Source organism: Streptomyces sp. SID12488, assembly GCF_010548275.1.
Lineage (GTDB): Bacteria > Actinomycetota > Actinomycetes > Streptomycetales > Streptomycetaceae > Streptomyces.
The window spans coordinates 1-24,073 of record NZ_JAAGLT010000057.1 but is presented as its reverse complement, the minus strand read 5'-3'; the positions used below and the strand labels follow the sequence as shown (position 1 = coordinate 24,073).

At 67.9% G+C, this 24,073-nt stretch carries 21 protein-coding genes; 7 read left to right on the top strand and 14 right to left on the bottom strand.

The genetic code is table 11. The annotated features are described in order from the left end of the window. Positions 1–295 precede the first annotated feature (295 nt). Both G3I56_RS41815 and G3I56_RS41810 read left to right on the top strand, forming a co-directional pair. Complete coding sequence (locus tag G3I56_RS41815) at positions 296–1,078, top strand: WD40 repeat domain-containing protein (protein WP_164418638.1); 783 nt, start codon at positions 296–298, stop codon at positions 1,076–1,078. A 23-nt stretch (positions 1,079–1,101) separates the two neighbouring features. Then, entirely contained in the window at positions 1,102–1,929 is an 828-nt protein-coding gene (locus G3I56_RS41810; protein ID WP_343240219.1) for a serine peptidase, read from the top strand. A gap of 4 nt (positions 1,930–1,933) precedes the next feature. On the opposite strand, the gene G3I56_RS41805 is transcribed toward G3I56_RS41810, so the two are convergent. The 3 genes from G3I56_RS41805 to G3I56_RS41795 all read right to left on the bottom strand — a co-directional run bounded on the left by G3I56_RS41805 (position 1,934) and on the right by G3I56_RS41795 (position 6,603). Then, positions 1,934–2,119, bottom strand: a complete 186-nt coding sequence (locus tag G3I56_RS41805) for a hypothetical protein (RefSeq protein ID WP_164418634.1) — start codon at positions 2,117–2,119, stop codon at positions 1,934–1,936. Between the two features lie 375 nt (positions 2,120–2,494). Further along, the gene (locus G3I56_RS41800; protein ID WP_164418632.1) at positions 2,495–5,776 is read right to left on the bottom strand and encodes a HEAT repeat domain-containing protein; all 3,282 of its coding nucleotides are present in this window, start codon (positions 5,774–5,776) and stop codon (positions 2,495–2,497) included. A gap of 185 nt (positions 5,777–5,961) precedes the next feature. Continuing rightward, complete coding sequence (locus tag G3I56_RS41795) at positions 5,962–6,603, bottom strand: IS3 family transposase (protein ID WP_164418630.1); 642 nt, start codon at positions 6,601–6,603, stop codon at positions 5,962–5,964. Positions 6,604–6,639: 36 nt separating this feature from the next. On the opposite strand from G3I56_RS41795, the gene G3I56_RS41790 reads away from it, so the two are divergent. The 4 genes from G3I56_RS41790 to G3I56_RS41775 all read left to right on the top strand — a co-directional run bounded on the left by G3I56_RS41790 (position 6,640) and on the right by G3I56_RS41775 (position 9,811). Then, positions 6,640–7,263, top strand: a complete 624-nt coding sequence (locus G3I56_RS41790) for a DUF6431 domain-containing protein (protein WP_203691902.1) — start codon at positions 6,640–6,642, stop codon at positions 7,261–7,263. Positions 7,264–7,368: 105 nt separating this feature from the next. After that, positions 7,369–8,724 carry a DDE-type integrase/transposase/recombinase gene (locus G3I56_RS41785; protein ID WP_164418628.1) on the top strand — a complete coding sequence of 452 codons (1,356 nt, stop codon included), beginning with the start codon at positions 7,369–7,371 and terminating at the stop codon, positions 8,722–8,724. Further along, positions 8,721–8,999, top strand: a complete 279-nt coding sequence (locus G3I56_RS41780) for a hypothetical protein (protein WP_164418626.1) — start codon at positions 8,721–8,723, stop codon at positions 8,997–8,999. The genes G3I56_RS41785 and G3I56_RS41780 overlap by 4 nt, the downstream gene beginning before the upstream one ends. Next, on the top strand, positions 8,996–9,811 hold the full coding sequence (locus G3I56_RS41775) for an AAA family ATPase (RefSeq protein ID WP_164418624.1): 816 nt from the start codon (positions 8,996–8,998) through the stop codon (positions 9,809–9,811). The genes G3I56_RS41780 and G3I56_RS41775 overlap by 4 nt, the downstream gene beginning before the upstream one ends. Positions 9,812–9,822: 11 nt before the next feature. On the opposite strand, the gene pyrE is transcribed toward G3I56_RS41775, so the two are convergent. Next, positions 9,823–10,380 (bottom strand): orotate phosphoribosyltransferase, encoded by a 558-nt coding sequence (gene pyrE / locus G3I56_RS41770; protein ID WP_343240218.1) that lies wholly within the window; start codon positions 10,378–10,380, stop codon positions 9,823–9,825. A 252-nt stretch (positions 10,381–10,632) separates the two neighbouring features. Here pyrE and G3I56_RS44545 point away from each other — a divergent pair, with 252 nt between their 5' ends. Further along, positions 10,633–10,812 carry a hypothetical protein gene (locus tag G3I56_RS44545; RefSeq protein ID WP_239135436.1) on the top strand — a complete coding sequence of 60 codons (180 nt, stop codon included), beginning with the start codon at positions 10,633–10,635 and terminating at the stop codon, positions 10,810–10,812. Between the two features lie 109 nt (positions 10,813–10,921). Here G3I56_RS44545 and G3I56_RS41760 read toward each other — a convergent pair whose 3' ends face one another. The 10 genes from G3I56_RS41760 to G3I56_RS45205 form a co-directional block, all read right to left on the bottom strand. Continuing rightward, entirely contained in the window at positions 10,922–11,212 is a 291-nt protein-coding gene (locus G3I56_RS41760) for a transposase (RefSeq protein WP_164418620.1), read from the bottom strand. Between the two features lie 432 nt (positions 11,213–11,644). Continuing rightward, positions 11,645–12,478: an ATP-binding protein gene (locus G3I56_RS41755; RefSeq protein WP_164418618.1), complete on the bottom strand. Its 834-nt coding sequence runs from the start codon at positions 12,476–12,478 to the stop codon at positions 11,645–11,647. Further along, positions 12,475–14,064 carry a Mu transposase C-terminal domain-containing protein gene (locus G3I56_RS41750; RefSeq protein WP_164418616.1) on the bottom strand — a complete coding sequence of 530 codons (1,590 nt, stop codon included), beginning with the start codon at positions 14,062–14,064 and terminating at the stop codon, positions 12,475–12,477. The genes G3I56_RS41755 and G3I56_RS41750 overlap by 4 nt, the downstream gene beginning before the upstream one ends. A gap of 41 nt (positions 14,065–14,105) precedes the next feature. Then, positions 14,106–14,744 (bottom strand): type I-E CRISPR-associated protein Cas6/Cse3/CasE, encoded by a 639-nt coding sequence (locus tag G3I56_RS41745; RefSeq protein WP_239135435.1) that lies wholly within the window; start codon positions 14,742–14,744, stop codon positions 14,106–14,108. Continuing rightward, positions 14,741–15,535: a type I-E CRISPR-associated protein Cas5/CasD gene (cas5e, locus tag G3I56_RS41740; protein ID WP_164418612.1), complete on the bottom strand. Its 795-nt coding sequence runs from the start codon at positions 15,533–15,535 to the stop codon at positions 14,741–14,743. The genes G3I56_RS41745 and cas5e overlap by 4 nt, the downstream gene beginning before the upstream one ends. Continuing rightward, complete coding sequence (cas7e, locus tag G3I56_RS41735) at positions 15,532–16,695, bottom strand: type I-E CRISPR-associated protein Cas7/Cse4/CasC (RefSeq protein ID WP_164418610.1); 1,164 nt, start codon at positions 16,693–16,695, stop codon at positions 15,532–15,534. Before cas7e ends, cas5e begins: the two co-directional genes overlap by 4 nt. 5 nt (positions 16,696–16,700) lie before the next feature. Beyond that, entirely contained in the window at positions 16,701–17,426 is a 726-nt protein-coding gene (locus G3I56_RS41730; protein ID WP_164418608.1) for a type I-E CRISPR-associated protein Cse2/CasB, read from the bottom strand. Beyond that, positions 17,426–19,009 carry a type I-E CRISPR-associated protein Cse1/CasA gene (gene casA, locus G3I56_RS41725; protein WP_164418606.1) on the bottom strand — a complete coding sequence of 528 codons (1,584 nt, stop codon included), beginning with the start codon at positions 19,007–19,009 and terminating at the stop codon, positions 17,426–17,428. The genes G3I56_RS41730 and casA overlap by 1 nt, the downstream gene beginning before the upstream one ends. A gap of 555 nt (positions 19,010–19,564) precedes the next feature. Further along, entirely contained in the window at positions 19,565–22,498 is a 2,934-nt protein-coding gene (locus G3I56_RS41720) for an HD domain-containing protein (RefSeq protein ID WP_343240217.1), read from the bottom strand. A gap of 1,488 nt (positions 22,499–23,986) precedes the next feature. Beyond that, positions 23,987–24,073 carry an IS3 family transposase gene (locus G3I56_RS45205; protein ID WP_343240220.1) on the bottom strand — a complete coding sequence of 29 codons (87 nt, stop codon included), beginning with the start codon at positions 24,071–24,073 and terminating at the stop codon, positions 23,987–23,989.

Genomic DNA, 24,073 nt, shown 5'->3' with positions numbered 1-24,073 from the left:
GGCCTTGAACTCCGGCGTGAACGAACGGCGAGGCCGAGGCTTCTTCTTCCCCATGCTCTCCATGATGGACATCCTCCCGGGGCTGAACCCCTGATCTCGGATGTCCGTCAAAACGGATCAAGCCCAGGATCTCGTGGCAGTGCCTGACCAGGGGGGCTCCCATACCTCCCCGGCAGTCAGTGTAGAGAAGAGCGAAATCTTCAAGGTATGGGACTCCGCGACAGGCACCTTGCTCACGAGTGGTCAGCGTCGGGGTATCACAGCAGTGGCTACGGGACGCTTGGCGGAAGCCGGGGTGGTCGTCGTGGCTCACGGCTTCGGGCGACGGGGCTGTATCGAGGTACTCAACGCTGACACCGGTGAGCCGGTCGGCCCGCCACTCGAGTGGGAGGCGGTGATGGATCTGTCCATTGGAGAGCTCGGCGGCCGTCCGACTCTCGTGGTGCATGCAAGCGATGGAATCTTCTTCATCAACCCAGGTGATCAAGAGCCACGGCAGGTCTTGTACGCGAACGACGGCAGGCACGGCGGCACCCGATTCTCCGCGCTGGGGCGGCTCAAAGGCGAGTTCGTCGGGATCACAGTGCATGCATGGGACCCGGACTTGACGGAGGAGTGGGTTCCGGACAATTGCCTCATGACGCACATGGCCTCCGGCGAGGACCGCACGCTGGCCCAGGGGATCGGCGAGGTCACGTGTGTGGCGGCCGGGCAATGGGGCAATCTTGATGTCGTCTTCATCGGGGGTGTGGAGGGAGCAGTCACTGTCTGGTGCCTGGAGACTGGTGAGGAACTGGCCCACTTCCAGGGGCACGAGGGCGAGGTGGTGTCAGTGCTGTTCGTAGAGGTCCGGAAGACTCCGTTGCTGGTATCCACTGGCGCCGACAGCTACGTCCGTGTCTGGGACTGCTCCCAGCAGGGCGCACTGCTCAACGAGACTGGATTTCCGGACCTTCTTGGCGCAGTCGCCGTCAACGACGCGGGCGTTTTCGCGGGGTACGGGTCGCGGGTCGCCTTCTTGGCCTGGACGGACCTCGGCAGTGTCGCAGGTTCAAGCGAGAAGACGGAAAGCCGATGAATCGAATCGTCATGGTCCATGGGGTGCGCAACTACGAGAGGGGACTTGATCCGGATGTTGCTGCGGACAAGCTCGCGCAAAGGTGGCAGGAACGACTGAAGTTCGGTTACACGGACGCAGGCCTGGGCCACCTTGATGTACCGGACATCACAGCCGCCTACTACGCGCACACGCTTCGCGATCCCGAAGCACAGAGCTCAGATGGTGGGCCTGACGACCTCACACCCCCGGAGAAGCAGGCCGTGCTGGCGTGGCTCAGGGCGGTGGACTTGCAGGACGAGCCCGCAGAGGGCCAGTCGTGGGGCGGACTGCCACTGCGTCAAGCGATCGATCTCGTAGCTCGCCGACGGGGCATCGCTGCCAAGACGCTGGGCCGGATCGCGGTGGCACTGCTTTCGGAGGTCTACAGCTATTTGGCCTCTCCCTCCCGCCGTCGACGGGCTCGGGAGGTCGTCGCCGAGACGATCCGCGCGTGTGGCGCAAAGGTCGTGGTGGCGCACTCGCTGGGGTCGGTCGTCACCTACGAAGCCCTCCATGCCTACCCAGATCTTGGCGTCGAAGTACTGGTTACGCTCGGTTCCCCGCTGGGGCTGCCAGGTGCGGTGTTCGACATGCTGGAGCCGTCCCCTGATACGTCACAGCGCGGACAGCGCCCGCCTGGCGTACACCACTGGATCAACATCGCTGATGCTGGCGATCTTGTAGCGCTTCCCCGGCGCCTGGGTGACCGCTTCCCTGTCGACGTTCATCAGGAGACGCACATGGCAGCGGTCGACTTCCATACCCTTGACACCTACCTCGGCAGCGGGCTGACAGCTGCGGCTCTCGCCCCACACTGCGCCGACTGTTAGGCAGTCACATACGGCCTTGTTCGATGTGTGCCGTTGCCGACTGGGCCCGCGTTCCGCGCGGCCCCTGTTTCAGCACGGCCGTCACGGCCGCCCAACGGGCCCGTTCCCGCAACCAGTACGCGACCGCACCCACCATGGTGCCCAGCACGGGAAGCAGTGTGAAGACCACCAGCCACATCTGCGCGCCCATCCCGATCACCGTTCCTCGCCGTAACAACTCTGCACGCCTTATGGAGCGTTGAAAGCCCGAAATCGTCTAGGCCGACGTTTGCAGCACTGGTCATGGGTTTGAGGAGGGGAAGCTACTTGATTGAAGAGGCCGCTCCCAGCAGCTGCGCAGGCACTGTTCGCCGGAGAGCGCGAGCCCAGGTGGGCGAATCAGTATGTGCCTGATCGCCCCGCCCTGATGACCTGGTCGAGGCATCACACGGCTGGATCCTATGCCGCTCGCGCGGGCTGCGGACCCAGACCTACACGACATACAACCGCCGGCCACCATAGACAAGGGTTGGCGATCTTGCTGCTCCTCCTGGGCGGATCGCTCTTGCTGGCGCAAGACGTTCCGTCAGTGGGGGGCCTCCTTCAGGGACAAGAGTGTCGTCGTGAAGGAGGCCAGCAGGCTCCAGGCGCACTCACGTACGGCAGGGTCGGTTTCGTGTCGTGTGCGGGCTTCTAGCAGGGTCCGCGTGTGGAAGCCATCGGGCGCAGCCAGCGCAACGAGGTGTAGGAGTCGCTGCCGTACGGTCGGATCAAAGTCTTCGGCCGCCATGTGTCTCAGGGTGACCCAGTACGTTTGGTCTGTTCCCTTCAGCCAGGCCTGGGCTTGGTATGCGGCGAACCGAGTGTCGGGGTGGGTGTCCTGGGTGGCTCTTTCGACGATGGCGGGGGTGTCATCCTGGGCGGCCCAGCGCTGTGCGAGCATCTCAACGGCCAGGGCACGGATTTGGCCTTCGGGGTTCTCGGCGGCTTGCCGGACGACGAGCAGGGTTTCCTGGCGCCATGCCCAGTGCTGCACAAGCGTTTCCAGGGCGGAGGCACGAACCAGGCCATGCGGGTCATTGGTGGCCTGCTTGACGACGCGGAAGGTGTCCTCGTCCCGGGGCGTAGACCAGGCGAGGCCCCGGAGCGCCATGCTGCGGATCTGCGGGTCGGGCAGATATGCGGCAAAGCGCAGGAGGCTGGGTGTGTCGGTGGAGCCGTTTGTCGTGAGGGTTGTGGCCTGCAGGCTGGTGGCGCGCACGGTGGGGTCGCTGTCACAGGCCGCCCGTGCCGCCAGCACCGCATGGACGTTGGGATTGTCGCGCCAGATGCTGGCGAGGGCAGTCACGATGGTCCAACGGACACGGGGGTCGGGGTCCTCGGCCGCACGGTGGGTCAGCAGTGTGAAAATGTCATCGCCTTGGCCCCAGCGTCCGGCCAGCAGGTTCAGGATGGCTGCCCTTACGGCTGGGTCCGGGTCGTTGGCCGCCTGATCAGCCAGGAGGCTGCGCGTCGTATCGTCTTGAGGCGCCTCGTCCGCCAAGGCATGCGCGGCGGCAATGCGCGCAGCCGGCTGGTCAGCGGTGACTGCGGCAAGCAGCATGCTCCGGGCTGCTGTGCGCCCGGCTGTCAGCCGAGTGATGTGATGGAGGATCGCGATGCGGGCGGCCGGTGCGTAGGTGCGGTGGGCCAGGCGCAGGAGGTCCTCGAGATCGTGTTGGAGGGCGCAGGCGGCTCGCGCTGGCTCATCGCTGGCCTGGGTGAACTGGCCGATGAGGAAGTACCAGCGCAGGTAGCGTTCGCGGCCGGGCCATTGAGGGCTGAAGGAGGCCAGCGCGGGCAGGGCCTGGGCGAGGACAGGTTCGTGTCGTTGGCGCAGTTGCGGTGTCAGGACCGTGATCGCGGCATCAACTGCGGCGATGCTGGGGCCGATCAGGGCGCCTACGTCAGTAGTGTCGGCGAGCGCGCGCAGGGCCAGCACAGCGCTGTCTGCGGGGGTGAGATCGCCGGATGTGCCCAGCGCGAGAAGGCGGTCTACCGCACGGGCCGCGTCACGTTCTCCGAGCTGGCTGATGAGCAGCAACAGCGTCTCGTGCCAGGTGGAATCTTGTGCCCGGCGCGCCACCACCTCTTCCAGCAGTTCTTCGGACGTCCATTCTCGGTTCCAGTAACGCTGGCAGATGTCGGCAGCTGCCAGATACTCGAGGAAAGTCCGATGGAGGAAACCAAAGGCGTTCGGCCCGTAGTTCACCAGGACGCCGTCGCGTTCACGTAGCTGTGTCACCAGTGCCTTGGCTGCAGTTCGCGCCAGCGGGAGGCTGACCCCCAGAGCCTGGTGGAGATAGTGGCCGACTACCTCCACCAGGCCCTGGCCGTCAATGATGTTGCCCGCCAGCCCATACCTGCCCTCCATCATCGCGCGGGCAACTCGTTGGAAAATGTCCCTACGATCTCGTGGTTCCAGGCCGTCCAGGATGTCCACGACAGGCTGCGGTAGGGAACGCGCAGCGCTCGCCGCCTCCCGCCGCTGCTGGCCGAACAGGACGGTAAGCGCGTGCCGATACAGCCCTACACGGTCATGGGGGAGGCTGTGGTCGCTCCCCACAGTGGCCAGCATGGTCAGCAGCAACGGATTGCCCGCCAATTCTTGCAGTGCAGGCTGCGCGGCAAGCTCCTGCACCCTCCGGGATGCCATGTCTGGCCCGTTTCCGGACACATGCGCGTACCACTGGCGCAGGAACTGGCCAACGGCAGCCTGATTGAAGTCGGCGATGGTGAAGTGGGAAAAACCGGCCTGGTCCAGCACCGCACGCCGGTATCCGATGAGCCGCGAGGTCACGATGACCCGGACACTGGGCCAGCGTGAGCTGAAGTCGGCGATACGCTGCATCGTGTCGGTACGGAGTTCCGGATGGAAGATCTCGTCCAGACCATCGAAGATCACCACGGCAAGGCCTTGGGCTAACATCACGTGCAGCACATCGTCAGGCAGGCCAAGTCCTTGCACTGCATGACGGTCGACCAGGTATTGCTCGATGGTCGGCGGGTCCTCGTGATCGGGCCGGTATGACTGAAGCTCGACCATCAACGGCACGTATTCGCCCAGAGCAGCCAGCCTGCCGCCCGCTCCGTCGTCACGGGCCAACTTCATCGCGAGGTAACGCACCAGCGTGGACTTGCCCGACCCTGGGTCTCCCAGGACCACCACACGCTCGTTGCGCGGGTTAGACAGTACCTCCAGTGCGTCCTGATCGGTGCCAGCCTCCTGGGTGGACAAGCGGGTCAGCACGCGGGCTGTGTCTTCCTGAAAGTCGCTGGCGTCGGCCTGCGGTGACGGTGCGTCGGCTTGCAGGCGGGGTGCGATGAAAACATCAGTCAGGCGGGCAGGTGCTTGTGTCTCCGGCACCGCCAAGTGGGTGAGTTTGTCCAGGGGAAGGACGCTGTAGTACTGGCGCAGCCGTTGCGCGTACTCGGTGATGGCCTTATTGCTGCGTCGATCGAGATTAGTCTCGTGCGGTTGTGGCTGGTTCGCACCGCGGTGCGTGTTGCTGCTTCCGTTGTCAGCCAAAGCTGCCTGACGCAGCGTCAGCAGCGGTGCGGCATCAAGGCCGAGGGCATTGGCCAGTTTCCGCACCGTCGTGTCCGAGGGAACCTGCGAGGACGTGAAGCTCAAAGCCTGGTTGACCGCGGTCCGGCCCATTCCGGCTCGGTGTGCCAACACCTCCTGCGTGGGGTATCGCTTGGCCACCTGACCGGCTTTCAGGCGTTCACGGAGTTCGGCAAGCGCCTTCTGCTGCGGTGTGCCCGCCAAGTACTTACTCCCCCGCTTCACCTGACCGCTGCTTGCGGCGTGTTCGCCGCCGTTCATTTTCCTTCACCGAACCGCAGCGAACAGCAACTACGCGAAGTTCGACATCGACACATCCCGCCCCTCTGTCTTGAAAGGGAGATCCTGCCGTGTCCGAACACACCGCCATCGTTCTGCTTACCTGCGCTCTCGCCGCCGTCATCGCCCTCCTTTGTGTCAATCCCCTGGTTGCGTAGAGACGTTGGTTATGCCGCCCGGCCTTCCTGATCGGTCCGGGCTCGCGCTTCCTGGATGATCCGTTCGAATTCGACGGGTGGCTTCCCGCCGGCCGCGCTGTGACGGCGTTTCGTGTTGTAGAAGTCCGCGATCCACGTGGCGGTCTTCAGCCGGGCCTCGGCGCGGGTGGCGAAGGTGTGCCGGTGGATGTACTCGACCTTGAGGACCGAGTGGAACGACTCCGCGGCGGCGTTGTCCAGGGCCGACCCGACGCGTCCCATCGACTGCACCACGCCCCAGCGGCCGCACAGCTGCTGGAACGCCTCGGACGTGTATTCGCTGCCGCGGTCCGTGTGGAAAATGACGCCGTCGATCTGGCCGCCTCGGGTCGCGATCGCCATCTGCAGGGCGGCGCTGACCAGCGAGGCGTCGTGCCGCACGCCCATCGCGTAGCCCAGGGTGCGGCGGGAGAAGGCGTCGTGGACGGATGCGAGGTAGAGCTTGCCCTCGCCGGTCTCGATCTCCGTCATGTCGCCCCACCACAAGACGTTGGGCGCGATGGCGTCGAACTTGCGTCGCACCAGGTCAGGAGCAGTCTTCCGCTTGCCGGGTGTTGGACGACTCTCTGCATGAGCACGTAGCCGGGGGTCGGCGACACTCGCGGTGGACATGAGTGCTGATCTTGGTGGGCAGCCTGATCTTGCTTCGTGCACGACGACACGGTGCGCACGAAGTGGAGGTGTGAGGTGCTCATCGTCGACACCGACGTCGTCCGCGTGGAACGCCAGCTGCGGGCGGGTGAGTTGGCGTGTCCTGCGTGCGGGGCTGTGCTCGCGCCGTGGGGGCATGGCCGGCCGCGGGAGATCCGTGGTGATCTCGGGTCCCGGCTGTTCGTACGTCCTCGTCGTTCGCGCTGTACGGGCTGCCAGGTCACGCACGTGCTGCTGCCGGAGATGCTGTGGCCTCGCCGGTCGGATGCGGCCGAGGTGATCGGGGCAGGGCTGGAGATAGCGGCCCGGGGCATCGGGCACCGCCAGGTCGCCGCTCATCTGGGGCTGTCGGACGGCACGGTCCGCGGCTGGATCCGCCGCTTCCGCCGCAGGTCGGAGGATGTCCGCCGGTACTTCACCGTCGCCCTGGTCGCGCTCGCGGACGATCCGGTGATGCCGGAACCGACGCAGACACCGCTTGCGGATGCCGTCTCGGTCGTCGCGGCCGCCCATCGGGCGGCCGCGACGAAGTGGCCTCAGATGAACACGGTGTCGCGATGGGCCTTCGCCGGCCGGGCGATAGACGGCCGGGTGCTGGCCTGCACTCCTTCACCTAGTTGATCAACACGGGCCGCCCCTGGGCGGCGATCGGAGGCGCCGGAAGTCTTGATCGCGTCCGCCCCAAGAGGCGGCGGACACTGATCGAGATGCGAGGAGAGTCCGCGCATGGCATTGAGCGAGGACGAGGACCGCCGCCGGGCGGAGAAGGCCCGGCAGGTCGGTCTGTTCCGCTATTCCCTGGTCCAGGACCTGCTGGACAACAGCCTGACGACCCGCGAACGCGGCCGTCTCGCACGGGAGTTGGCGGAGAAGGAACACACCGATCCGTTCGGCCGGCAGGTGAAGGTATCCAGGGGCACCATCGACCGGTGGACGCGGGACTACCGCGGCGGCGGGTTCGCCGCGCTGGTCCCCGAGCCGCGCAAGGCGGTCCCCAGGACGCCGCCGGAAGTGCTGGAGCTGGCAGCCGCGCTGAAGCGGGAGAACCCCGGCCGGACGGCCGCGCAGATCCAGCGGATCCTGCGGACCACGCAGGGCTGGTCGCCGACCGAGCGCACGCTCCAGCGGCACTTCGTGAACGTCGGCCTGACCGGGGCCGGCGTCGAAAGGAGTGTCTTCGGCCGGTTCGAGGCCACCCGGGGCAACGAGTTGTGGACCGGGGACGCCCTGCACGGGCCGAAGATCGGCGGGCGGAAGACGTACTTGTTCGCCTTCATCGACGATCACAGCCGGGCGATCGTGGGGCACCGGTTCGGGTTCGCCGAGGACACCGTCCGCCTCGCCGCGGCCCTGCGGCCTGCGCTGTCCGCCCGCGGGGTCCCGGAGTCGATCTATGTCGACAACGGGAGTGCCTTCGTGGACACGTGGCTCTTGCGGGCCTGCGCGTCGCTGGCGATCCGTCTGACCCACTCCAAGCCGGGACGGCCCCAGGGACGCGGAAAAATCGAACGCTTCTTCCGCACCGTCAGGGACCAGTTCCTCGTTGAACTCGACGAGGAACGCGTCGGCCAGATCGAGCATCTCACCGAGCTGAACAGGCTGTTCACCGCCTGGGTGGAGACGGTCTATCACCGCACGGTGCACTCGGAGACCGGACAGCCGCCGATCGAACGCTGGCTGGGTTCGATTCCCACGCCGCTGCCACTACCCTCCCCGGCCGACCTGCGGGAGGCGTTCTTGTGGTCGGAGTTCCGCACCGTGACCAAGACCGCGACGGTGTCGCTGCACGGCAACTCCTACGGAGTCGACCCGTCGCTGACCGGGACGAGGATCGAGCTGGTCTTCGACCCGTTCGACCTGACCGACATCGAGGTGAGGGCCTCCGGCAAAACAGTGGGCAAGGCTCTCCCGCACCACATCGGCCGCCATGCCCACCCCAAGGCGAGTCCGGAGACACCGGCCGAGCCGGCGCCGCCCACCGGGATCGACTACCTCAAGGTCCTCGACGAGGCACACACCGCGAACACCGCCAAGGGCATCAACTACTCGTCCCTGATGGACGATTCACGGGGCCGGCAGTGAAGCCGGCCCGAGCCGAGGAACTGTACTTCGACCCCGAACCCGACCTGTTCATGCTCACACCCCGCAAGCTGGCCGACCGGGCCCTCGCCCTGGCGGAGGTCTGCTGTCACCGGGCCGAACACGACGTCGACGTCCTCGACACCCCCGCCGTCCGCACCGCTTTCCGCACGGTCCGTCTCGCCGTCCGGCTCGGACAGCGGGCCGCGGCCGACGAGTCGACCGAACTGGCCGCCGCCCAGGCGGACTTCTGCCCCTGCCCCAGGAGGATTCCTTGATCGACCGCGTCCAGGGCTACTACGGATTCACCCGCGTCCCCTTCGGCCGCGACCTGGCCCCCTCCATGCTCCACCAGCACAACTCCCACCGGGAGGCCGCGGCCCGCATCGCCTGGTGCATCAACAACCGGGCGATCGGCGTGGTCACCGGCGAGGTCGGCGCGGGCAAGACCGTCGCCCTCAAGGGCGCCGTCGCCTCGCTGGATCCGGCCCGCTTCACCGTGATCTACCAGCCCAACCCGGAAGTCGGCATGCGCGGCCTCTACGACCGGATCGTCACCAGCCTGGGCGGCACCCCGAAATACCAGTCCGCCGCTCTCGCAGCTCAGGCGTCCGCCGCGCTGGCCGCCGAGGTCGACGAGCGCGGACGCACACCCGCGGTCGTGATCGACGAGTCGCACCTCCTGGACCACCAAGAGCTCGACGCGATCCGCATGCTCACCAACTACGACATGGACTCCACGACGCCGTTCGCGGTGTTGCTGATCGGGCAGCCCACCCTGCGCAAACGGATGAAGCCCGGCGTCCTGGCGGCCCTGGACCAGCGGATCGCGATCAGCTACCAGATGCCCACCATGAACAAGGACGAGACAGCCAGCTACATCAAGCACCACCTGACCATCGCCGGACGCTCGGACCCGCTGTTCTCCGACGACGCGGTCGACCTGATCCATCTCACCAGCCGCGGGCTGCCCCGCTCAGTCAACAACATCGCCCTGCAGTCCCTCATCGCCGCCTTCGCCGACGAGAAGAGCATCGTCGACGAGTCCTCCACCCGACTCGCCATCACCGAAACCCACGCCACGGACTGACCGCCCGCCGGTCAGGTGGCAGCAGCCCGCAAATCTCCGGCCGTCAGCAGCGACAACAGCCCGATGCCCTCGGCCGCGAGGGCATCGGCGCCGCCTTGCTCACGGTCAATCACGCACAGAGCCTCAAAAACCTGGGCCCCCAGACCACGCAGGTCCGCGGTCGACAGCACGATCTGTCCGCCGCTGGTGACCACATCCTCAACAACCAGCACCCGACGGCCCTCGACCTCGGCGCCTTCGGCGAGACGGCAGGTGCCATACGGCTTGGCCTGCTTGCGCACGAACGCGCAGGGCAGACCCGTATGCCGGCCGAGCGCGGTCACCACCGGGATACCGCCCATCTCCAGACCGGCCAGGACCTCGGTGCCAGAAGGCACCAGCGGAACCATCTGCCGGGCGATCTCATCCAGCAGGACCGGGTCGCCCTCGAACCGGTACTTGTCGAAGTACTCCGTGGCAGTACGGCCGGACCGAAGCGTGAAACGCCCCGTCAGATGAGAAACAGCATGGATACGGCGAGCAAGATCAGAATGTGTCACAGGCGCCCAGTCTTCCAGCCGCCCGTCCACGCCAGGACACCGGCTCCCTCCACGAAACCAAGCCATGGACCGCCGCTCTCCACCCCGACACCATGAGCACGAAGCCGACACCGTGAACACCAATGACCCCTGCGGCCTACGGCCGCAGGGGTCATTCCACATCCGCACGTCATCAACGACAGTGACGCCGTCCTACTCATCCAACGCGTCGCGCAACAGCCGGGGCGGGTGAGCGAGTGGCGTCGACGAGCCGGCTTACGACCCTGCAGGCCGAGTTCGGCCATGATCTCGGCGACGGTGTTCTGCGACACCTGCCAGCCCTCCTCCCACAAATCCAGCGTGATCCTCGGCGAGCCGTATGTCCGGCCGGAGCGGTCGAAGAAGCAGCGGATCCGCTCGGCCAGCACGGCCCGCCTGGTCTCGCGTTTCGTCGGCTCGGACGGCCTGCGGCGCCACTTGTAGAACCACGCCTCCGACACGCCCAGCGCCCGGCAGGAGGTGCGGTGCGGAATGCTGTGCACGGTCTTCTGGTCGCTGATCACCCCGACGAGCAACGCCGGTTCCGCCACAGCTACTTCACCCACAAGACCATGCAGCGTTTGAGCACATCACGCTCCATGGCCAGCTCCTTGTTGTCCTTCTTCAGCTGCGCGTTCTCCCGCCGCAGCCGCGCGAGCTCCTCGCTCTCACCCGTCGCCGTGGCCCCGCCGACCCTTCGGGCCCGCGACACCCAGCTCGCCAGCGTGGTCTCGTTGATCCCGAGATCCTGCGCGACCTGCGCGATCGGCTTGCCGGTCTCGGCGACGATCCGCACAGCCCCCTCACGGAACTCCGCATCGAACTTCCGCCTCTTGCCCGCCATGACCCTCAACTTCCCCTGCAGTCAGGGTCTCTACGCTACGAGGGGAAGGTCATTTGCGGTACGACAGCCGGTTATCTGGCCCGGCGTGACGGGGCCAGTTACCCAGCCGCCTGCACTCGGGCCGCCGCCACCACTGCGCGCACCCTCGCCCTGGCTGCCGCCATCGCCGGTGTGCTGGCTGTGCTGCTGCGCTGACCCGCCTCCTTCGGTCCATGTGGATAGCGTGATGGGCGTAGCGCAGTCGCGGCCAGGGACAGCTGGCCCCTGAGCAGCGTGAGGAACGCGACGGACTGCGGAGATCAGTCGGCCAGGGGCCTCATGGTCCGGTCACCACCACCGCCTCCTCGGAGGTAGTGGTGGTGACCAGGGTGTTGGCGTACACCCGCCCCCCCGTACCTCAACACCTGGCCCCCTCAGAGCGAGCAGCCCGGTTCAGCCGTCGAAGCCGACTTGACCAGGGAATCGTGTGGTGGGATCGAGTTGGCTAAACGCCCAGCGGACGAGGTCCTTGCTGAAGGTCAGTTTTGGGTCGTCATCGAGGGCGTCTTGGAGGATGACCGTGAGATTGGCCCAGGTGCGGAAGCAGCCGTGTCCTGCACAGTCGTCGATCCACAGCAGCACTTCGTCCTCGACGCCGTTCCAGAGTCGGTGGTAGCCGGGGATGACGGTGAGGATCTCGGCTGGGGTGAGGGGGCTGAACTGCTGCCAGCGGTGGACGCGTGAGTGCAGGGCGTTGCGGTGCAGAATCTTCTGGCGGGTGTTGCCGCTGCCGACGAGGACGGTGGTGAGGCTCTTCGCCGATTTGCTGTTCTTGTCCCACAGGTCCCGCAGGTATTCGAGGACGGTGGGTCCCAGGTGTTGCACTTCGTCCAGCAGGAGGAGGTGGAAGCTGCCGGCCAGTGCCTGTCTGATCTGGTCGTCGCAGATGTGGGTGGTGTTGACCGGTGCTGGACCGGGGAGGTCCAGTCCGTCCCACAGTGCTGCTCGGATCTGTGCCATGTGAGGGGCCTGGGCGAACTGCAGCAACACGGTGGCGCCGGGGGCGAGTTTACGGCAGGCGGCGTTGACAGCGAATGTCTTGCCCAGGCCGACCTGTCCGTGGATGCAGATCATGGCCTTGCGGGTGATGGCTTTGCTGACCAGGGCTTCAGTGAGCAGGGCGGCGTCGGTGGCGACGGGAGCGGCGCGTTCAAGGCCGAGGAAGTGGTCATCGGCTTGTTCGGGGAGCCGGCCGGCGCGGAAAGGCGTGGTGGGCTCGGTGTTCATTGGCTGCCCTCGTCAGAGTGGTCGGGGCGGTCGGCGTCGGTGGGGCTGGTGCGGGGGTGGGGCACGGCCCAGCCGTCGGTGGGTGGGGGAAGGGGCAGGAAGCCGGGCAGGGCTTGGGCGCTCAGGTCGGGGCCGCCCAGGTCACGTAGTTGCTGGATGGCCTGGTCCTGGGTGATGGCGTCCAGTCGGTGTGTGGGGCCTTTGTTGACGGCTGCGTAGCGGGCTTTGCGGCTCTTCTCTGCCTTCTCCTGCCGTGTGCGCAGTTCGTCGGCTTGGCGTCGGCGGGCGCGGTCCAGTTCACGGCGTACGGCTGGGGGTGCCTGGTTGGCCATGACGGCTGAGCCGAGGTGCTGGCCTGTTGTGGGTTCGTACAGTTCGACGTAGTGGTCGTGGTGGGGCATGTAGCGCAGGTGGACCTTTTCGCCGCTCTTGCCCACCATCCATGGGGCGAAGTAGTCGCGTTTGCGCCAGCGGACGCCTTTGCTGGTGATGGGGAGCGGCTTCCCGAGGCGTTCCAGGGTGAAGGCGTGGATGTCCTTGGCGGTGACCGTCCTGATGGGGGTGGGGTCGGCGGCCCACACCTGGGCGGGGGTCTTGCCGCCCAGACTCTCAATGGTGTGCTCGGTATTCCAGTGCCGCACCCAGTCCAGGAGCAGGGCGACAAAGACCTCGAAGTGGAGCAGTTCGCGGTCAGGGTCGATGGGTTTGCCGCCGGGCAGGGTGGGGGCTTCGGTGTAGCCGGGCATGTCGGCGAAGAGCGTCTTCTTGACCGCACCGTTGACCGCTTCGACGATGGGCTTCAGGTCGGGGCGGCGGGGCGGCAGGACGATGAGCTCGGTGCCCAGCAGGTCCATCGCTTCACCGACGGTCTTGCACAGGAAGTCTTTGCCGCCGTCGACGCGCATCCGTTGGGGGCGGCCGCCGAAGGGGCCGTGTTCGGAGGTGGTGAGCAGGGCGTCGCGCAGGGCGACGAGGATGCTTTCCCGGCTGGGTGTCTGCGGGGTGACGGCCAGGCCGCAGATGCCGTCGGTCGCGCAGTCGACGAACCATGTGATCCATGGTTTGCGGATGTGTCCGTCGATGAGGACTTTGACGCTGGCTTCGACGTGGTCGGTCTCCCAGGCGTAGTTGCGGTGGTGGCGTGCGCGTTTGCCGAAGACGTCGAAGCGTCGGCGGGCGGCTTCTCCGCCGCGCAGGCCTGCGAGTTGCCCGCGGTTGAGCTGGCGGTGTACCGCGCGGTGGAAGGTGGCCCGGCCGGGCACTTCGGGCAGAGTGGGGTCTTCTTTGGCTTCTGCTTTCAGTTCCAGGTGGGCGCGGCTGACGTTGCCGTGCCGGCGCGCCAGTACGTCGAGCATGTGGTCGGTGAGTTCGAAGTGCGGCCGGCCGGCCGGGGTGTAGGTGCCGCCGTTGGCTCGGGCGTTGTCGATCCAGCGGCGCACGGTGCGCGCGGTGACGCCATGGACCTGGGCGATGGCGGCGATGCGGCCGCTGGTGGCGGTGTGCTCGGCGGCGTCTTCCAGCAGCAGGCGTACGGCCAGCGCGCGGAGTTGGGCCGGGTCGGGTGGCGGTGGGGGTGCGTGCTTCATCAGTTCCGGGTTCTTCCAGGGCTCGGGGGCAGGTGCGGGGGTCAGGCGGGGGCGAGGGTGAGCAGGCCGGCGCCGTATGCCTTGCCCTTGCCGATGCCTTCGCGTAGGGCGGCGGCGAGCAGGGCCGGGTCGGTGATGGTGGCGGTGCCGTCGAACTGGGTGAGTTTGTAGAAGGGGGCGGGCCGTTCGGGGCTAGGGAAAGGGCTGCGAAGGGTTTCGGTGGGGCCGGCCAGGTGCAGACCTGCGGTGGTGGCGTGGCGCTGCCACCATGCCTGTGCGTCCTGGCCTTGCAGACTGGTGATCTTGCCTCGGGGGCGGCGGCCGGTGAGCGGGTCGGGTGGTGCGCCGGTGGATCGGTATGCGGTGGGGGCGGCGGTGATTCGGTAGCGGACCGGCAGGCCGGAGGTGAGGGCGGTCAGCATGGAGGTCAGGTCTCGGGTGTCGGTAGTGCCGTAGCCGCCGGGGAGGCCTGTCAGGTCCGGGGTGTCGGCGGTCTGCACCAACAGGACGGGGTCCAGGCCGGGTTCGAGGCGGAAGAGCAGCCCGCCCGTCTTGCGGGGCGTGGAGCCGGTGGGGTGGGCGAGCAGCCGCATGAGGGTCTTGTGCATTCCCGGCCGGTTGGCGAGGTCAGCACGGGCCTGGCGGTGACTGCGGTCGACGACGATGCGCGTCAAGGTCATGGGCATGAGGTGTCCTTGAGGATGTAGTCGGTAAGGGCCTCGATCGGCCGCGGGCCGGCGTACAGGGTGGCTCGCAGGTTTTCGGTGTTCTGCCACAGCGGCCGCAGCAGGTGGGTGCGGGTGTGGGGGGCAAAGTCGCTCGGCTGGCTGGGGCTTTCGCGGTGCGGGGTGTCGCCGGGGGCCGGTGGGTGTTCGTGGACGAAGGTGACCGGGACGTGGGTGGCGCCTGGAGCGGGTGGTCGCGGAAGGCTAAGCGGTACCGCGGTGCGCAGTGCGGCCACCGGGTCGGGGATATCGGTGTGGATGATCAGGGGCTCGTCGGGCAGGCAGTTGCGTCTGCCGAGGTAGGGAGAGAAGCGTGGCTCGGCCAGGGTGTCGGCGATGTGTTGCAGCAGTGGCGGGGGGCCTTGTACTGCCACGGCGAAGACGGCTCCGGCGAGGTAGTCGCGGTAGGTGACGAGCGTTGATTTGTTCTGGCTGCGGTGTCCGCCGGCGGCCGTGCGCAGGCCCGTGCCGTGGGGGCGGCCGCCGCCTGCGGTCTGGAAGTCGCGGTGGTGGGTGCCGGGCCGGTCGATGCGGAGGGTGAAGATCAGGTCCTGGTGGCTGGGGGTGCCGGGTAGGTCCGGGTAGGGGTCCAGGGCTTGTTCTCGGGTGCGGCCCTGGGCTGCGGCGAACATGCCGATCAGTGCGGAGCGGGTGGGGAAGGCTGCGGTGTCGCGGTAGGGGAAGGTGGCTGTTTCTCCCCAGGACTGCACCAGGCCGGCCAGGCGCAGTACCACTCCCCTGCTCATGCCACGTCCCCGATGGCGTGGGGAGTGGAGGTCAGCACGGCGGCCGCGCAGGCGGTGGCCAGGTCCTCGAATCCCGGGTGGCAGGTGCCCAGAGGGTCGATGGGGTGGCCGGCGGCGGTGGCGTGGCCGTGGGCGATGCGGCGGCGGGTGCCGACAAGGCGGTCGATGGTGGCGGCGTAGTCGGCCAGTGCCTGCCGGGCGGGGACGGTGTAGCCCTGCCCTCGGGCGGTCACGGGTTGTTCGAACGCCGCGCCGTAGGAGATCGGCCGCCGGTGGCGCACCACGTAGTGAACCAGGTCGGGTACGGAGTGCGGCGCGGTGGAGGTCCGCTTGGCCTGGGGCATCGCCATGGTGAACGTCCAGACGAACAGGTCGATCACTTTCGCCGCAGCGGCGGTGTCGCCGTCAAGGTTGGTGATGAGCTCCGTGACGTTGACCGTGGCGAAGCGGTAGAACACCCCGGCGGTCAGGAATGCAGTCTCCAGGTGGGCGCTGCCGGCCTCGTGGGGGCGGGGCCAGTCCTCGACGGCGGTGAAGAAGTCCGGCTGCAGGCTGGTGTCATGGACGGTGAACGCGGGTGCCATCTGCACAGCACCGTCTACGTGCCCGGTGGGAATCTCGGCGAGCATCCGCCCGAACAGGTTGATGGTGGTGGTGCGGCGGATCAGTTCGGTGGCGATCTGCTTGGTGGGCAGGGCCCCCGGGGCCTGCTTGCCGGTGGAGTGCTGGTCGGCCAGGGCCTGCTCGAGTTCGCCGCGGTGGTCGGCGCAGATCTGCAGCAGCCGGCCGGTGACGTCGGTGGGCAGGTAGAGCATGGCCTGGGTGCGGTGGCCTTGTTGCGGATTGGTCTTCAGCCCGCCGGTCTTCGCGCTCAGAGCGACCTGCGCGGCAGTGAAGTCCGCGAGGTCGTCCGGCCAGCCCTGCTGGCGCAGGGCCTCGGCGAGCACCGGGGGGACCATGCGGGTCCGGGCGGCGCTCTCGCCGAGTTCTTCCTCCATCTCCAGGCGCACCGGGCGCTTCCAGGCTGCGGAGGAGACCATGGCGCGTTCGGCGTCGCCCCATTTGATTGTTTTGGGTTGGCCGCTCTCCCCGCGGTTCAGGTTGGAGGCGGTGACCGGCTGGAGAATGTGGAGGTCAAGGAAACGGGAGCCGCTGGTCATGTCTTTTAGTCCTTGATGGGGTTGAGGGTGAGGTAGAACGCGTCCAGCCAGCGGGTGGCGACCCGGTCCGGGTCGAAGACGCGGGCCGCGAGGTCGTCGAGCAGGACGGGCCAGTCCCAGGCGAGGCCCGCTCGCAGCAGCCGGTCGGTCAGGGACGGCAGCAGGTGCTGGTGCAGGTGGTCGTCACCGACACGGACGATGACGTGCAGGAGGTCGTCGGTGCGGTCCTCGTTGAAGGCGGCGCGGCGCACCGCGCGTGCCATGGTCGCGCCGAGGTTGGGGCGCTTGCGCCAGGCTGTGACTGTGCAGGGGTCGGGGTCGGGCTGCCCGGGTCCGGGGGTGTCGGGTGGGCTGGATGGAGGGTCGCCTGCGGCTGTGGGGGCGGGCGCCGCAGGTGTCCGGCTGGGGTCGGCTGCAGGCGGATGAGGAGCAGCCGGGGAAGGCTGTGCGGCCAGTTCGTCGGCAGTGTGCCGCAGGGCCGGGGTGGGGCGGGTGCGCAGGGCTTCGAGAGGGTCGGCCAGGGCGATGAGCGAGGCGACGGTGTAGTGGGCGTGGCGCTGGCCGTGTCCTGCGGTGCGCACGGTCAGGTATTTGTGCATCCGCAGGCATTCCTTGACCGGTCGGCCACGGCCGTCCCGGAGGTCTCTGCGCACACCGGGATCCGTGCACAGTTCGAGGACTTCGGCGGTGAAGTCCTGGTAGTGGCGGCGGCGTTCGGCGGCCGTGGGCATCAGCGGGGTTCCTTTTGCGGTCGGGTGCGTGGGGGCCGGTGGAGTTCGGCCACGGCGGCGGCGATCGCGCGGGCGGCATGCCGCAGGCGGATGCGGTCGCCCGCGGTGGCAGCGCGCAGTGCCTGCGCCGCGGCGGTGGCGAACGCCCGCCGGGCGGAGAGGTCCGGTTGGTCGAGCAGGCGCCAGAACGCGTCCTCGGCCAGTGGCCAGTACGCCGCACGGGCCGGTGCTTCCCACGGTGACGTGGACTTCTTCTCCGGCTTGCCGTGGGGGCGTTCATCTGTGGCGTAGCCGGGGCCGTCGACGGTGTCCTTCCATGCCCGGCCGGCCAGGTAGGCCAGCCGCCCGGCGTGGTGTTCTGCCGCCGCGACGCATTCGGCGATCCGCTCGGCGCGTTCCGGATCATGTTCCTGGGCCCAGGCCAGGAACGGCGGGGTGATCGCGGTGTACCAGCGACGGTTGTTGACCTTGCCGTCCTGGTCGAAGCCGTGGACACGGACCCGCAGACTGGTGCGCACATGTTCGGGCAGGTCGTTGAGGGTGTCGAAGATCTGTGGGCGACGGAAGGCGCGGCGTTCGTCCGGAGCCAGCAGCAGGGCGTCCAGTTCCCGCCACCAGGCCTTGTCCGCGTCCGCCCGGCGCGGGAACCGGCGCAGTTCGGGTTTGGCTTTTGCGTTGGTGTGGATGACCAGGTAAGGGTCGGTGGCCGGCAGCGGTGGACGTTCGGTGGCCCAGGTCAGATACACATCGCTGACGCAGGAGCCGTCGTGGCCGGGCACCAGCAGCAGCGCGTGCTGGGAACGGCCGGTCAGGATCCGCCCCGGCCAGGTCATCGGCGCGGGAGGGGCGTCCGGGTCGGGCGGGGCGGGGTCTTCCCACGGGCACAGATCGGCGCCGGTCTGCTCTCCGGTGAGTTTCGGGATCTGGACCAGCAGCGTCTCGTACAAGGTGCGGCCCAGCGGGTGGAAGGAGACCGTCGAGCGCAGCGGTCCGCTTCGCCCGCCCAGGTGTCGGGGGGCGCGGCGGCCGACGGTGCGTGGTGTGCCGCCGCCGCTGGCGCCGTAGTAGTGGTGGATCAGCAGGTGCTGTAGGGCTTGAGCTGTCGGTACGGGTAGCGGATCGAGGTCGTGGTGCGGGTTCAGCCAGGCGAGGTTGTTGCCGGCCGGGCGGCCGAAGACCAGTTTGTTGATGCCCGAGGGGGCTTTGCACTGGGACGCCAGCAGCGGGTCCTGCAGCCAGGGCCGGACCAGATCGAATACCTCGAAGCAATAGGCGTCGTTGTCGAAATAGGCGTTCACAGCGGCGGGCTTGAAGCCATCCGGCGAGGACAGGAGCGCCCAGCGGCGGGCGGTCCACTGGTCGGCGGATAACCGCGGGTCGTCCAGGGCGGTGATGCGGGCGGTCATGACAGCAGCGACGCGCAGCAGCCCGGATGCGGACGGCGCGATCGGCATCGCCAGGTCATCAATGGTGTGGGCGTCGAGAAACAACTCCCGCAGACCCACCTGCCGGTAGGTCGTGCCGCGTCGGACATCGATCCAAGGATCGTCGGCGACGCTGAAACGAGCGGAATCACAGGGCATCCAGGGGGGCTCCTGCCTGACGAGGGCACAGCACGGCCTTGGCCCTGGACACCAGTCCTGGTGCTGCAGGCCACGCAGAGGAAAAGGAGAAAGAAGAGGAGGGCGTCGACGCTTCGGCCGACGGGGCGGGGCGGAAAGAAAAAGGAGGGCTGAGTAAGCGTCAGGGATGGAAGGCGTGTTGGGCGGCCTGCGCCTTGACGCGGTGTCGGGCTCAGCGGGCCCGCTGAGCGGACCACGCGTTCATGTCAGCAACAGCGGAGGGAAACTGACACACCGCCACTCATGCTTGTGGCGTGACGGGTGTGTCCCTCTGCGAGTCGTCCGAACTCTCCGAACACCCCGAGACAATCACACCGTAACCAAGCATGTCCAATTCATGAGAAAGTGCAATTATCGGACTTTTTTATTTGGCGTGATGAACAGCCCTGCCCTTTGTGACGGGGCGAGTTCTGGGCGACCCCGGTGCTGTGTTCCCCTGCGTATGTGTTCCCCTGCGCATGTGTCCACCGGGCACTCGTACCGGCAGCTTGATCTGCCGCGCCGTTTTCGGGCGGGTCAGTTCACCTTGTCGTGAATCAGGCCCAGTTCGTCGTCCATGCGCAGGCGATGGCGTCCGTAGTGCTCGGTGTGGGCAGCATCGCGGGCGGGGGTGGGCAGCAGGACCAGGTCGGCGAGCAGCGGATGCTGGTCCCAGCCGGCGGGGGGACGGTGCTGCAGGCCACGGCGGGCGACCCAGGCGGCGGGCACGGGCACGGTGTGCTGCAGGATATGGCGGACCTGGCGGGTGCTCAGGCTCCTCTGGCCGGGCAGTGGGTGTGTACCCGCACGATCCAGGGCCAGTTCGCCTCCGGCAGTCAGGTAGCAGGGCAGGAGGCGTCGGGGCAGGGTGCCCAGGCGGGTGGCGGCCTGGGCGGCGGTCAGATACTGGCGATGCAGGTCGGCCAGGGCCGATACCCGGTCGTGCGGCGGGATCAGGTGAACGGCGCTGAGGTGTTCCTCGGCCATGGTGCGCTCCAGGTGCCCGGCCAGCAGCCGGCGCAGGTTCGCCGTTTCGTCGGCGAACGGGGAGTGTGCGCCGTGGACCTGCTCGACCAGGTCCTGCACGTCGCCGGGCACGTCCAGCTGCAGGTCGTGGTTCTTGGCCTGCAGGAGGGCTGCGGTGGCGTGCAGCAGGAATGCCGGTTCCACGGTGCGCCACTCGGCCGGTATCGCGGTGGTACCCGCGGTACCGAGCGGTTGCAGGACCGTGAGGTGCGGCACGTGATCGGGGGTCCACCATGGTGGGCGGCGACCGGTGTTCTGCCAGGACAGGTAGAAGCGCGCGAGGCGGCCTGCGCGCTGCAGGAGCCGGGCGATCGAGGCCAGGTCGCTGACCATCATGTCCACGTCGATGTCCAAGCTGGTGTCCAGCATGCTCGTGGTCACCACCACCAGCCGGTCCGGGCGGGGCCCGGCCGGGCCGAGAGCCCGGCGCACGAAGGCGGTGCGCTGTTCGCGCACCCAGCCGGGAAACCGCGCGTGGAGCAGCATCAGCTCCCCCGGTTCACCGGTCCAGGACCGCCGCAGATGCCGGTAGGTGTCCTGGCTGTCGGCGACGGTCGCGCACCCCACCATTGCGCAGCCGCCCTCGCGGGCCACCTGTCCAATCGTCCGGTCGATCACGGCGAGCCGCTCGTCGGGTTCCACGGCCCGGGCCACGTCGCCCAGCCGCCGATAGGTCACCGGGCGCATGACCATCCGCAGCGGGCGGCTCTGAGCCCGGGAATGCCGGATACGGGCCGCCTCCTGCATCCGGTGGGCGGTGCCGGTGGCGACATCGGCGAACAGCCATCCCGGAAAGCCCGGCGCATAATCCGCGGACGCAAGCTGGCCCGGATCGTGTCCGGCGCCGGCCAGGTACGCGGCCACCATGGCGCTGCTGGTCGAGGCGGGCATCGTCGCCGACAGCAGCACCACCGGCGTACGCAGACTCCCCAGCCAGCCCAGCAGCCGCAGCAACTGCAGGTGGCTGTACGGAGTCAGCGCATGGGCTTCGTCGACGACCACCGTCTTGCCCGACAGCGCCAGCAACCGCAGCACGCTGAGCTCCACCGGCAGCACCGCCATCTGCGCCTGGTCGACGGTCGCCGCGCTGAACTGGGCCAGCAGCGCAGCGTCCTGGCTGCGCAGGAACCCCTGCGGCGCGGTCATCTCCCGCTCCCCCGCCCCGGTCGGCTCCGCCATCCCGCCGTCCGGGCCGGCCGCACCGTCCTCGCCGGGTGCCGGAGTACCGGCCGGATATGTGCCGTCGGGCATCAGTACGGACAGGGCGCCGACAGGACCGGACTGTCCACCGGCCACCTCGGTGGTGGGCCGCGTGTCGGTGTAGGCGGCGTTCAGCCCGCTGCGGCCGTGGACCAGGGTGACCGTCACCCGCTCGGGCCGGTGGGCGTGCACATACCCTTCCAGCATCTCCCACGCGGCATCGGTGGTCGCCGTGGTCGGCATCAGCCACGCCACACCGGCCGTGCCGCAGCCGCGATTACAGATCCGGCCGACCTCCAGGGCACCGACGCTCTTGCCCGATCCCGTACCGTCGGCAATCACCGTGATGCCGACGCCGTACTCGGCCACAATGCCGGGGAGCTGCGTCATCAGCGAGGTCTGCAAATCGTTGGGGCCCTTCAGATGCGGATGGGCGGTGGTGAACGGCACCGGCTCCAGTTTCACGCGCTCCAACTCCGCATCCTCGACCGCCTCCACCGCCCGAGCGCGGGCGTCCGTGAAGTGCTCAGCCGCACCGAACGCCGGCATGTGCGCTGCATCCAGCCAGTGGCTGCGCTTCCCGGACAGCCGGCCCGCCAGCATCCCCACACCGGTGATCAGTACTGCCGCCTGTACCGAGACCCGTTCCGGAACCGTGACCGCACCGGTCAGATACCGCACCAGCGCCGCGTAGCGGGCCCGCAACTCCTGCCACGCCAGCCCACCGGCCGTGGCCGCGACCCTCCGTCCGGCAGCACCACCACTCACGTCGACCTGCAGGAACCGGCCCCCCATGCCCCCGACCACCTGCGCGCAGCGAACCGCCGGGCTGCTGTTGCCGCCAGCAGCGAAGCCGAAAGCGCCCAGCACACCGAACGCCACGTGCATCGAGGACCGGTCCACCTCCACCGGTAGCGGCGAGATACGGCCCGCCCCGGCCACCAGGTCCTCACCCAGCCGCTGCCACGCGCCACGCTCACGCCGCTGGAAGTCCGGCACGAGCTTGCCCAACTCCCGCAGGCCCGCCAGCAACGCCGTCAACGACCTCGCCTGCTCCCCGCCCACACCCAAACCCTCGGCGATCACCGCACACTGCGAAGAGCTCAGGAACCGGTCCCACAGCACCGCCGCAGCTGCCGCATCGTCGAGCATCCGGAACAGCAGCGAATACGACGTCCCAGTCGCTGTATCAAACTCCGCCCATACCCCGAGATCGATACCGCGGAGCCTTGCATCCTCCGCCACCCCCACCCGCAGCCCCTTTCAGCCCCAGCCCCGCTAATCTGCGCAAGTCGAGCATGTAACTTCCAGTGCACTAGAATTAACCACATGTCACCGACGCGTCAGCACGGCCCGCACCAACAGCAGGGATGGCTCCATCGGCCGGGCACTGCGGCCCAACCCGGACGGCCCGCCCTGCACACGCGGGGATGACACGGTGTAGCGGGACAGCGAGGCGGACGCTGCGGGCTCCGCCCTGCACATGCAGGGATGCTTCCTTCTGCCAGATGAAGATCCGCGATGCCAGAATCTTCTACCCCGCACACGCCGGGACGACTCTCACACGCGGCAGAGACCAGAGTGCCTCCCGCGGCCCCGCTCTGAAGCGCCAAACACCGCTCCCCGGCGCCGAGGGCATTCGCCGCTGCACCGAAGTCCCCTCCGCAGCCAAACGCAGCCACGCAAACCAGTCCCGCAGACGGATCAAAACCGCCGTGTGGCTCTGGTAGCGCCCAGATCAGTAAGTCTCCGCCCCGCACCCGCAGGGATGACACCACCGCGTCGCTGGACACATGGACCAAACGACTCTCCGCCCAGCACACGCAGGGATGGCACGATGATCGCGAGCCGGGTGGCGCGTTCGTCCCACTGCACCCTGCACGCGCAGGGATGACTCGTTCGTGTCAACGTTGGGAGAGTCGGACTTCAACTCCTACCCTGCACACGCAGGGATGCCTCCCACGGGCCCTTCTCGCCCTCATCTCCGGACCGCTCAGCCCCGCAGACGCAGGGATGAATCACCCCGCACCACCAGCGGCGCCCAGACCGCCGACTCCGCCCTGTAAGCACAGGGATGACTCCCCGCCGTGGATGCTGGCCTGGCAGCGCACCTTCTCCACCCCGCACACGCAGGGATGACTCGTGGCAGCTCACTCAGCGCGGCTTCGGCCCGCGTTCCGCCCTGCACACGCAGGGATGGCTCGTTCATGCCTACGATGGGAACTCGAACGCCAACTCCGCCCGGCACACGCAGAGATGACTCCTACACGAAGGCCCAGCAGGGGCCATCGGGGTGCCGCTCCGGCCATGCCGATGGGCCACGACGCCACTCCCCCGACCGCCAGGGCCGATCCGATAGCGCACCAATCTCATCCACCACGACCAAGATCAACTACAACCAGTCTGCAAAAACTACAGTGCACTCTGGTAGCGTCCCAGCTCAGCAAGTCTCCGCCCCGCACGCGCAGGGATGCCTCGACCATCACGCTGCTGAGCCTGTGCTTGAAGCGCTCCGCCCCGCACGCGCAGGGATGGTCTACGAACGCCCAGGCGAGCAGCAGCCTTCAGCTACGCCCCCGCAGACGCAGGGATGACTCGAACAGCAGGGCGGCGAGCTGGGCGATCCGTGGCTCCGCCCCGCACATGCCGGGATGACACGTGGGACGTCCACCTCAACCCGCACGACGTGCACTTGAGCTTGTTCCGCTTTGACGGACACCATTGGTGTGGTGGTCAGGCTGCGAGTGCGGTCTCGTATTCGGCAGGGCTGAGGTAGCCGAGGCTGCTGTGCAGTCGGTGCAAGTTGTACCAGCTCTCGAT

Excerpts from the sequence above, each read along its gene's own strand:
- G3I56_RS41805 (WP_164418634.1), bottom strand. The coding sequence starts at position 2,119 with ATGGGCGCGCAGATGTGGCTGGTGGTCTTCACACTGCTTCCCGTGCTG.
- G3I56_RS41800 (WP_164418632.1), bottom strand. The coding sequence starts at position 5,776 with ATGAACGGCGGCGAACACGCCGCAAGCAGCGGTCAGGTGAAGCGGGGG.
- G3I56_RS41795 (WP_164418630.1), bottom strand. The coding sequence starts at position 6,603 with ATGTCCACCGCGAGTGTCGCCGACCCCCGGCTACGTGCTCATGCAGAG.
- G3I56_RS41785 (WP_164418628.1), top strand. The coding sequence starts at position 7,369 with ATGGCATTGAGCGAGGACGAGGACCGCCGCCGGGCGGAGAAGGCCCGG.
- G3I56_RS44545 (WP_239135436.1), top strand. The coding sequence starts at position 10,633 with ATGATCTCGGCGACGGTGTTCTGCGACACCTGCCAGCCCTCCTCCCAC.
- G3I56_RS41760 (WP_164418620.1), bottom strand. The coding sequence starts at position 11,212 with ATGGCGGGCAAGAGGCGGAAGTTCGATGCGGAGTTCCGTGAGGGGGCT.
- G3I56_RS41755 (WP_164418618.1), bottom strand. The coding sequence starts at position 12,478 with ATGAACACCGAGCCCACCACGCCTTTCCGCGCCGGCCGGCTCCCCGAA.
- G3I56_RS41750 (WP_164418616.1), bottom strand. The coding sequence starts at position 14,064 with ATGAAGCACGCACCCCCACCGCCACCCGACCCGGCCCAACTCCGCGCG.
- G3I56_RS41745 (WP_239135435.1), bottom strand. The coding sequence starts at position 14,744 with ATGACCTTGACGCGCATCGTCGTCGACCGCAGTCACCGCCAGGCCCGT.
- cas5e (WP_164418612.1), bottom strand. The coding sequence starts at position 15,535 with ATGAGCAGGGGAGTGGTACTGCGCCTGGCCGGCCTGGTGCAGTCCTGG.
- cas7e (WP_164418610.1), bottom strand. The coding sequence starts at position 16,695 with ATGACCAGCGGCTCCCGTTTCCTTGACCTCCACATTCTCCAGCCGGTC.
- G3I56_RS41730 (WP_164418608.1), bottom strand. The coding sequence starts at position 17,426 with ATGCCCACGGCCGCCGAACGCCGCCGCCACTACCAGGACTTCACCGCC.
- casA (WP_164418606.1), bottom strand. The coding sequence starts at position 19,009 with ATGCCCTGTGATTCCGCTCGTTTCAGCGTCGCCGACGATCCTTGGATC.